The sequence below is a fragment of the Planktotalea sp. genome (assembly GCF_049680325.1).
GTDB lineage: Bacteria > Pseudomonadota > Alphaproteobacteria > Rhodobacterales > Rhodobacteraceae > Planktotalea.
Window position 1 is genome coordinate 1 of sequence record NZ_JBAUHO010000375.1, and the last position, 7,544, is coordinate 7,544.

A 7,544-nucleotide genomic window follows, 5' to 3' on the forward strand; every position below is an offset into this window, starting at 1 on the left:
GCCCAGCGCCAAGGTTCTCGACCAACTTCTTTGTCAGCTTCCCAGATAGGGCCATCTAAAAATACCACATTCTCTACCACTCAAGAAAAGAATATAGACGTTATCGAAATAAACTCAAGACAACCGAACAGCAGCCTCAAACCTAAGTAAACAAAAGAAAAAGGCCGCCCAAGGCGACCTGATCAAACTCTACAAAATTGGGTAGTGGCGGAGGCTCAGGGATTCGAACCCTGGGAGGACTTTCACCCTCGTCGGTTTTCAAGACCGGTGCATTCGACCACTCTGCCAAGCCTCCGACGAGGCGTTTCATACTCGGCCAATTCCAAAGCAGCAAGGCCCTAATGTTCACAAAATGCGGTTAAACTTCGTAGATGTGTTCGAAATTCCGCTTAGTCCTGCGCGCTGGACTTTTCTTGTGCTAAAAACAAGGCTACATTACGCACAACACAGGCTAGACAGCCGCGCACACTTCAGGACCGAAAAATCGGCCGATGTGCATAGGGCTTTGGGGCAAAGGGCAGAGTATGAACATCGTTACAACGCATTCGAAACGCAAATGGGTTGCGTTGGCACTGACTTCGGTCATTGCGCTAAGCGCATGCCAAGACGGCCAGGGGCCGAAATTCCTGCAACCCAAAGACAAGAGCGCGGCCACAGCGGATGGGCCAACGCAGTCCCGTTCTGTCAAACTGGTCGAGCGCGATGTAGAAGCGCCCAATGTTTTCCAGGTTACCGAAAACGGTCTTTGGGATGGACGCCCGTCATTGGGCGGTGTCTGGGTGGCCCACCCTGATGTGAAAGATCCAGAACGCGTCATCATTCGCAATGAAAAGAACGGTAAATTCGTAATCGGCGCTTTGTTCCGGCGCGAACGTGAGAACCCGGGCCCGCGCCTTCAGGTGTCCTCTGACGCGGCCGCAACTCTTGGTATGCTGGCAGGCCAGCCTGTCAAATTGAATGTCACTGCGCTGCGCCGTGAAGAAGTCGCGCAAAAGGGTCCCGCCCCTGCGGCAGCGCCGCAGGTTGATGCACCAAGCGCGATCAGCGCTACCGAATTGGCACCTGTTGCCGCAAGCGCTGCCACAGCTGCGAGCAAACCAGCAGCCGCGCCTAAACCCGCTGCAAAACCTGCGCCAGCCAAAAGCGGCTTGTCCAAACCCTATATCCAACTTGGCATCTTCTCGGTCGAGCAGAACGCAAACAACACGGCAGAAGCGATGCGCGTTGCGGGCATGGTGCCTACGGTCAAAAAATCCACCAGCGCAAGCAAACCGTTCTGGCGTGTCTTGGTCGGCCCTGCGCAAACAAGCGCCGAGCTCAGCGCTTTGCTGAAAAAGATTAAGGCATCTGGCTTCGCGGATGCTTATGCTGTGAGCAACTAAACCCACACTGATAAGGAGGGCCACAACATGCGCCACCTGATCTCTGCCAGTTTTGCATTTGTGCTGCCCATTCTATTGGCGCTCCCTGTGAACGCGTTTGAAACGCGGGCGACCTCTGCGTTCATTATCGATCAAACAACTGGAACCGTGTTGCTATCCAAAAACGCGGATGAAATGCTGCCGCCAGCGTCCATGTCCAAATTAATGACGCTTTACATTGCGTTTGAGGCGATCCGCGACGGCCGCCTGTCATTGGCCGAAAAACTCCCCGTTTCCAAACATGCGATGTCTTATGGCGGATCAACGATGTTTCTGGACACGACCGACCGTGTCACCGTCGAGGATCTTATCCGCGGGATCATCGTATTGTCAGGCAACGATGCCTGCGCGGTGATCGCCGAAGCGCTTAGCCCGGATGGCACCGAAGCAGGCTTTGCCCGCTACATGACGCGCCGTGCGCAGCAGCTTGGCATGACAAATTCGACCTTCTCAAACTCGAACGGCTGGCCACAGGCCGGGCATCGCATGTCGATGCGCGATCTGGCATTGCTCGCGAATTTGTTGATCTCTGACTTTCCAAGCTTTTACCCGCTTTTCAGCGAACGCGAGTTCAAATTCGACGGGCGTGCGCCGCAAAACACGCGCAACCGCAACCCGCTTTTGACGCTCGGCATTGGTGCCGACGGGTTGAAAACGGGTCACACATCTGAGGCAGGATATGGCCTTGTTGGATCAGCCAAACAGAACGAGCGTCGCATCATATTTGTGATTTCAGGTTTGCAATCCGCAAATGCACGCGCTGAAGAAGCAGAATCCGTGGTGAACTGGGCGTTTCGCCAGTTCGCAGTAAAACCGGTTGCCAAAGCAGGCACGATGGTCGCCAGCGCCGATGTTTGGATGGGCCGCGATCAAACTGTCCCGCTTGTTCCGCTCAAAGACGTTTCCATGCTTATGCCCATTGCGACAATAGATGGCGATGTGAAGGCCGAAGTCATCTACAATGGCCCGATCACTGCACCTATTGCCAAGGATCAACAGATCGCAGAGCTGGTGATTAGCCCCCCTGGCCTGCCGGAAACGCGCATCCCCTTGGTTGCCGGCAATGCGGTGCCAACGGGCGGCTTCATGTCCCGTGTCACAACGGTCGCGCAGATTTTGCTCACCCAGTTAAACCAAGCGCCCGTCGCCCCCGTCGAACAGGGCTCATGAATTCATGAAAACGCCCAAGGGCCATTTCATCAGCTTTGAGGGCATCGACGGGTCGGGCAAGTCAACGCAGGCCAAACGCCTTGGCGCGGCCTTGACCTCAATGGGTTTAGACGTGGTTCTTACGCGTGAGCCGGGTGGCTCGCCGGGGGCGGAAGAAATACGTGCATTGGTACTTCAGGGCGAACCTGACCGCTGGTCGCCAGAGACTGAAATATTGCTATTCACCGCCGCGCGCCGCGATCATATGGAGCGCACAATCCTGCCTGCGCTTGAGGCCGGAAAGATCGTCATTTGTGATCGCTTTGCTGACAGCACCCGCATGTATCAAGGCCTCAGCCGCGGCGATCTTCGTGCATTGGTTGACCAGTTGCACAGATTGATGATCGGGCGGGAACCTGATTTGACGCTGCTCTTTGATATGGACCCCGATGTTTCGCATAGCCGTGCCGTGGAACGCGACAGCATCGATTCCCGCTTTGAGGATTTTGGCGCAGGCTTGCAAAAAGCCATGCGCGCAGGGTTTCTAGAGCTTGCTGCCAGCGCGCCGGAACGCTTTCGCATTATTAACGCCGCCCGCGACATCGACACCATTGCCGCAGATACCCTGAACGTTATCAAGGCCTACTTGGAATGAGCGACGACAGCCTGCCAGAACCGGATCGCGTCTTGGGTGCGCCGCACCCGCGTGACACCTCTCGCCTTGTCGGTCAGGATACCGCAGAGGCCAGTTTTCTGGAAGCCTACAACACAGGGCGACTGCATCACGGCTGGCTGATGATCGGCCCGCGCGGCACTGGAAAAGCGACCCTCGCCTATCGCATTGCGCGGTTTCTTCTTAGTCAGCCCAACGATGACGGTGGCATGTTCGGCGCACCAGAAGCGCCCACAACCCTAGAGACAAACCCCGAAAATCCGGTCGCGCGGCGTATGGCAGCAGGGGCGGAACCCGGCCTCTTCGTGCTACGTCGCCCCGTGGATGAGAAAACCAAACGCCTGAAATCTGCAATCACTGTGGATGAAGTACGCAAGCTCAAGAACTTCTTTGCCATGTCATCTGCCGATGGCGGGCGGCGCGTGGTGATCGTGGATGCAGCGGATGAAATGAATGTCAACGCAGCCAACGCAATCCTGAAGCTGCTGGAAGAACCGCCAGAACGCGCAACGCTTTTGCTTGTTTCACACCAGCCTTCCCGCCTGCTTCCAACGATCCGCTCGCGCTGCCGCGAATTGCGCCTTGTTCCGTTGAATGACGCGGACATGGCCCAAGCCCTAAAGCAAGCGCTGCCCGAAACCGACCTCGATCAATCCGCGCTGAGCGCGCTCACCTCGGGTTCTGTGGGCGAAGCGATCCGCATGACCAATCTCTCTGGTCCTGCAATCTACGCCGAACTCGTCGGGCTGCTCGCCAGCCTGCCCCGTATGGACCGCTCGCGTGCACTGCGCCTGGCCGACGCGGCGGCGCAGCGCGGGGCAGAGGACAAACTGGATATGCTGGTCGATCTCATCGCGCTCGCCCTTGCCCGACTTGCGCGCGCTGGCACACTGGGCGTGACCCCAACACCCGAAGCCACACAGGGCGAGAGCGAGATGATCGCACGTCTGTCCCCCAATCCAAGGCAAGCCCGCCGCTGGGCCGAAGTCGCCCAAGAAGTCGACGCAAAGCTGCGTCACGGACGTGCAGTGAACCTTGACCCTGCCGCGCTCATCCTAGATACCCTGAAACTGATATCGCAGGCGGCCGTCTGATCCCGCCCCGCCAAGGTTTGAGCCGAGGATCAAAATGACACAGCCGCCCCGCATCACAGACAGCCATTGCCATTTGGACTTTCCCGACTTTGAAGGGGAAGTGCCCGAGCTTCTTGCGCGCGCCGCCGAGGCAGGTGTTCACCGCATGGTCACGATCTGCACCCGCCTGCGCAACGAGCCAACCGTGCGCGCACTATCCGAAGCCCATGCGCCGATTTTTTATGCCGCAGGCACCCACCCCATGAGCGCCGCAGAAGAGCCGCTTGCTAGCATCGATGAACTTCTCGCGCTCACCGCGCATCCCAAGTTCGTCGGCATCGGCGAAAGCGGCCTTGATTATCATTACACCGCGGAAAGCGCAGACATTCAGAAACAATCGCTTTTGGTCCATATTGAAGCGGCGCAACGCTCGCGCCTGCCATTAATCATCCACGCAAGGGCCGCTGATAAAGACATGGCGGACATCCTCAGTGCAGAACATAAGAACGCGCCCTATTCCTGCGTGATGCACTGCTATTGTTCGGGGCCAGAGCTGGCCAAACGCTGCCTCGATCTGGGGTTTTACCTATCCATGTCAGGCATCGCAACGTTCCCCAAAAGTCACGAAGTGCGCGATATCTTCGCCGCTGCCCCTGTTGATCGTGTGCTTGTGGAAACCGACAGCCCCTACCTTGCCCCCGTCCCGCGGCGCGGCAAACGCAATGAACCCGCCTATACCGCCTTTACTGCAAAGGTCGGCGCAGAGGTGCTCGACATGACACCCGAAGCCTTTGCCGCACAAACGGAACTGAACTTCGAGCGCCTCTTCAGCAAGGTCGCGGCCTATAAGGGTGCCGCATAATGGCCGAACTACGCTTCACCATTCTTGGCTGCGGCTCCTCCGGCGGGGTGCCACGACTTGGCGGTCACTGGGGCGAGTGCGATCCAAGCAATCCAAAGAACGCGCGCCGACGTTGCTCAATGCTGATCGAACGAATAGGCGAGAACGGTACGACGCGGGTTTTGATCGATACGTCACCTGACCTGCGAAGCCAGTTGCTCGATGCAGGTATCGGCGCACTTGATGCAGTCGCTTATACCCATAGCCATGCAGATCACGTGCATGGCATCGACGATTTGCGCATGGTGGTGTTCAACATGCGCGCGCGCCTGCCTGTCTGGGCGGATGGTGCCACGCAAAACGATCTGCTTTCGCGCTTTGGCTATGCTTTTGTGCAGCCCCACGGCTCGCCCTATCCACCTATCCTGAACCTGTTCACCATTGACGGTGAGTTCACCATTGAAGGAACGGGCGGCCCCATCACACTGCGCCCCTTCGAGATCGAGCATGGCTCGATCGACGCGCTCGGATTTCGCATTGGCCCGCTGGCCTATCTGCCCGATGTCTCAGCGATGAGCGATGAGGGCTGGGCCGCGATTGATGGTGCGGATTGCTGGGTGCTTGACGCCCTGCGCCGCGCGCCGCACCCGAGCCACTCACATTTGGAAAACTCGCTGGAATGGATCGCCAAATCTGCCGTTCCGCATGCGGTGCTAACCAATATGCACATCGATCTGGATTATGAAACGGTCCTCAAAGAGACCCCCGATCATGTCGTCCCCGCCTTTGACGGAATGCAAATCAGTTATGAAGTCTGACATCTGATGCAGGCGCTGATTGATGTCATCCTTCCCGTCTTTCTGGTGGTCGGTTTTGGCTATGTACTGGTTTGGCGCAAGTTTCTGAATGACCTGGCCATTGATGGGATCATGAAATTCGCCCAACAGGTGGCTGTGCCTTGCCTGTTGTTCAATGCCTTGGCCCATATCGATCTGAACACAGGGTTTGACCCCGCATTGCTGTTTAGCTTTTACACAGGTGCGGGCACCTGTTTCGCGCTCGGCTTGATCGGCGCGCGCTATGTCTTCAACCGGTCATGGGAAGACAGCGTTGCAATCGGATTTTGTGCCCTGTTTTCGAACTCAGTCCTTTTGGGCCTTGCGATTACCGAACGTGCCTATGGCACGGATGCATTAGCGGGCAACTATGCAATCATCGCGATGCACTCGCCGTTTTGCTATGGGCTCGGGATCACCGTGATGGAAGTCGTGCGCGCACGCGAAGCAGGTACCGCGATGACGCGCCTGCCTGCGACTGTGCTGAAAGCAATGTTCAGCAATGTGTTGATTGTCGCGATTACGCTGGGCTTCCTGTTTAATATTTCAGGTTTGTCAGTGCCCGGCGTTGCGCAGGGCGCGCTTGATATGATGGTGCGCACCGCACTGCCAACCGCGCTTTTTGCCCTCGGGGGTATTCTATACCGTTACCGCCCCGAAGGGGACTTACGGGTTATTCTGTTCGTTTGCGCCTTGTCATTGCTATTGCACCCCTTGATTACTTTCAGCCTGAGCAATGGTCTTGGCGTGCCGGATGCCGGCATGCGCTCGGCGGTTTTGACATCGGCCATGGCCCCCGGCGTTAATGTCTATATTTTCGCCAGCATGTACGGGCGCGCGCAGCGTGTCGCGGCGTCGACTGTGTTGATTGCAACGGCCCTGTCTATCTTTTCCGCGTGGTTCTGGTTGTCGGTGCTGCCATAAGGAATGAGGGGGCAAGCCCCCTCATGCTGGATAAGCATGGCCAATAGGCCATGCCGTTTTGCCTCCGGCGGGGATATTTCTAGAGAGAGGAAGCCAGTACAGTCCCATGGGCCATGGCGACGGCCGCTTGGGTTGGATCGATCACTGGCACGCCTAGTTTTTGCTCTAGCGGTGCGCGGTGTTTGGCCATGCCTGCGCAGCCTAGGATCAAACAAGCCGCGCCATCATTGATAAGGTCTGCACCAACATCGGTAAGGCGGCGAAAGGTGTTTTCCCCGCGCGCCGTTTCATCCACGCTCATGTTCAGCGCGCGCTCGCCCGCGAGGCGATCCAGCACGCCCATGCGGCGCATATATTTCCGGTGCCGCAGGATGGACGGTTGGCCTATCGCGATGACACCAAACATATCTGCACGGCACAGGGCCGTTGCTGTACCTGCCTCCTGAATGCCGAAGACAGGCACGGGGATCTCTGCTTTGGCCGCATCAATGCCTGGATCGGAATAACAGGCGATGACAAAGGCGCTGGCATCCGCGCGCGACTTCATCAGCTCAAGCATCGGTAGAATGACGCTGTCGCTGTCGCGTTGGCTTTCGATCCCGAAGGGGCCAGTGGTCAGCGTGATGC

The 7,544-nt window shown here is 57.5% G+C and carries 8 protein-coding genes and 1 tRNA gene; 7 read left to right on the forward strand and 2 right to left on the reverse strand.

The window, feature by feature from the left end; genetic code table 11:
• Window positions 1-205: 205 nt before the first annotated feature.
• A tRNA-Ser gene (locus WBC85_RS16695) sits at window positions 206-295 on the reverse strand.
• Between the two features lie 229 nt (window positions 296-524).
• On the opposite strand from WBC85_RS16695, the gene WBC85_RS16700 reads away from it, so the two are divergent.
• From WBC85_RS16700 to WBC85_RS16730, 7 genes are read left to right on the forward strand one after another with little or no spacing between them, the layout of a single operon-like run.
• Entirely contained in the window at window positions 525-1,382 is an 858-nt protein-coding gene (locus WBC85_RS16700) for an SPOR domain-containing protein (protein ID WP_424439967.1), read from the forward strand.
• 27 nt (window positions 1,383-1,409) lie between these two features.
• Window positions 1,410-2,591, forward strand: coding sequence for a D-alanyl-D-alanine carboxypeptidase family protein (locus WBC85_RS16705; RefSeq protein ID WP_424439970.1), 1,182 nt, complete (start codon window positions 1,410-1,412; stop codon window positions 2,589-2,591).
• Between the two features lie 4 nt (window positions 2,592-2,595).
• Complete coding sequence (tmk, locus tag WBC85_RS16710; RefSeq protein ID WP_424439973.1) at window positions 2,596-3,225, forward strand: dTMP kinase; 630 nt, start codon at window positions 2,596-2,598, stop codon at window positions 3,223-3,225.
• A complete protein-coding gene (locus tag WBC85_RS16715) occupies window positions 3,222-4,337 on the forward strand; it encodes a DNA polymerase III subunit delta' (protein WP_424439976.1) in 1,116 nt (371 codons plus the stop codon). Before tmk ends, WBC85_RS16715 begins: the two co-directional genes overlap by 4 nt.
• Window positions 4,338-4,371: 34 nt before the next feature.
• The gene (locus tag WBC85_RS16720; RefSeq protein WP_424439979.1) at window positions 4,372-5,178 is read left to right on the forward strand and encodes a TatD family hydrolase; all 807 of its coding nucleotides are present in this window, start codon (window positions 4,372-4,374) and stop codon (window positions 5,176-5,178) included.
• Window positions 5,178-5,975 carry an MBL fold metallo-hydrolase gene (locus WBC85_RS16725; protein ID WP_424439982.1) on the forward strand — a complete coding sequence of 266 codons (798 nt, stop codon included), beginning with the start codon at window positions 5,178-5,180 and terminating at the stop codon, window positions 5,973-5,975. The genes WBC85_RS16720 and WBC85_RS16725 overlap by 1 nt, the downstream gene beginning before the upstream one ends.
• Before the next feature lie 6 nt (window positions 5,976-5,981).
• Window positions 5,982-6,917 (forward strand): AEC family transporter, encoded by a 936-nt coding sequence (locus WBC85_RS16730; protein ID WP_424439985.1) that lies wholly within the window; start codon window positions 5,982-5,984, stop codon window positions 6,915-6,917.
• Between the two features lie 79 nt (window positions 6,918-6,996).
• Here the strand turns inward: WBC85_RS16730 and WBC85_RS16735 are convergent.
• Window positions 6,997-7,544 (reverse strand): aspartate/glutamate racemase family protein (locus WBC85_RS16735; RefSeq protein ID WP_424439988.1); only part of this gene is annotated, 548 nt, incomplete at its 5' end.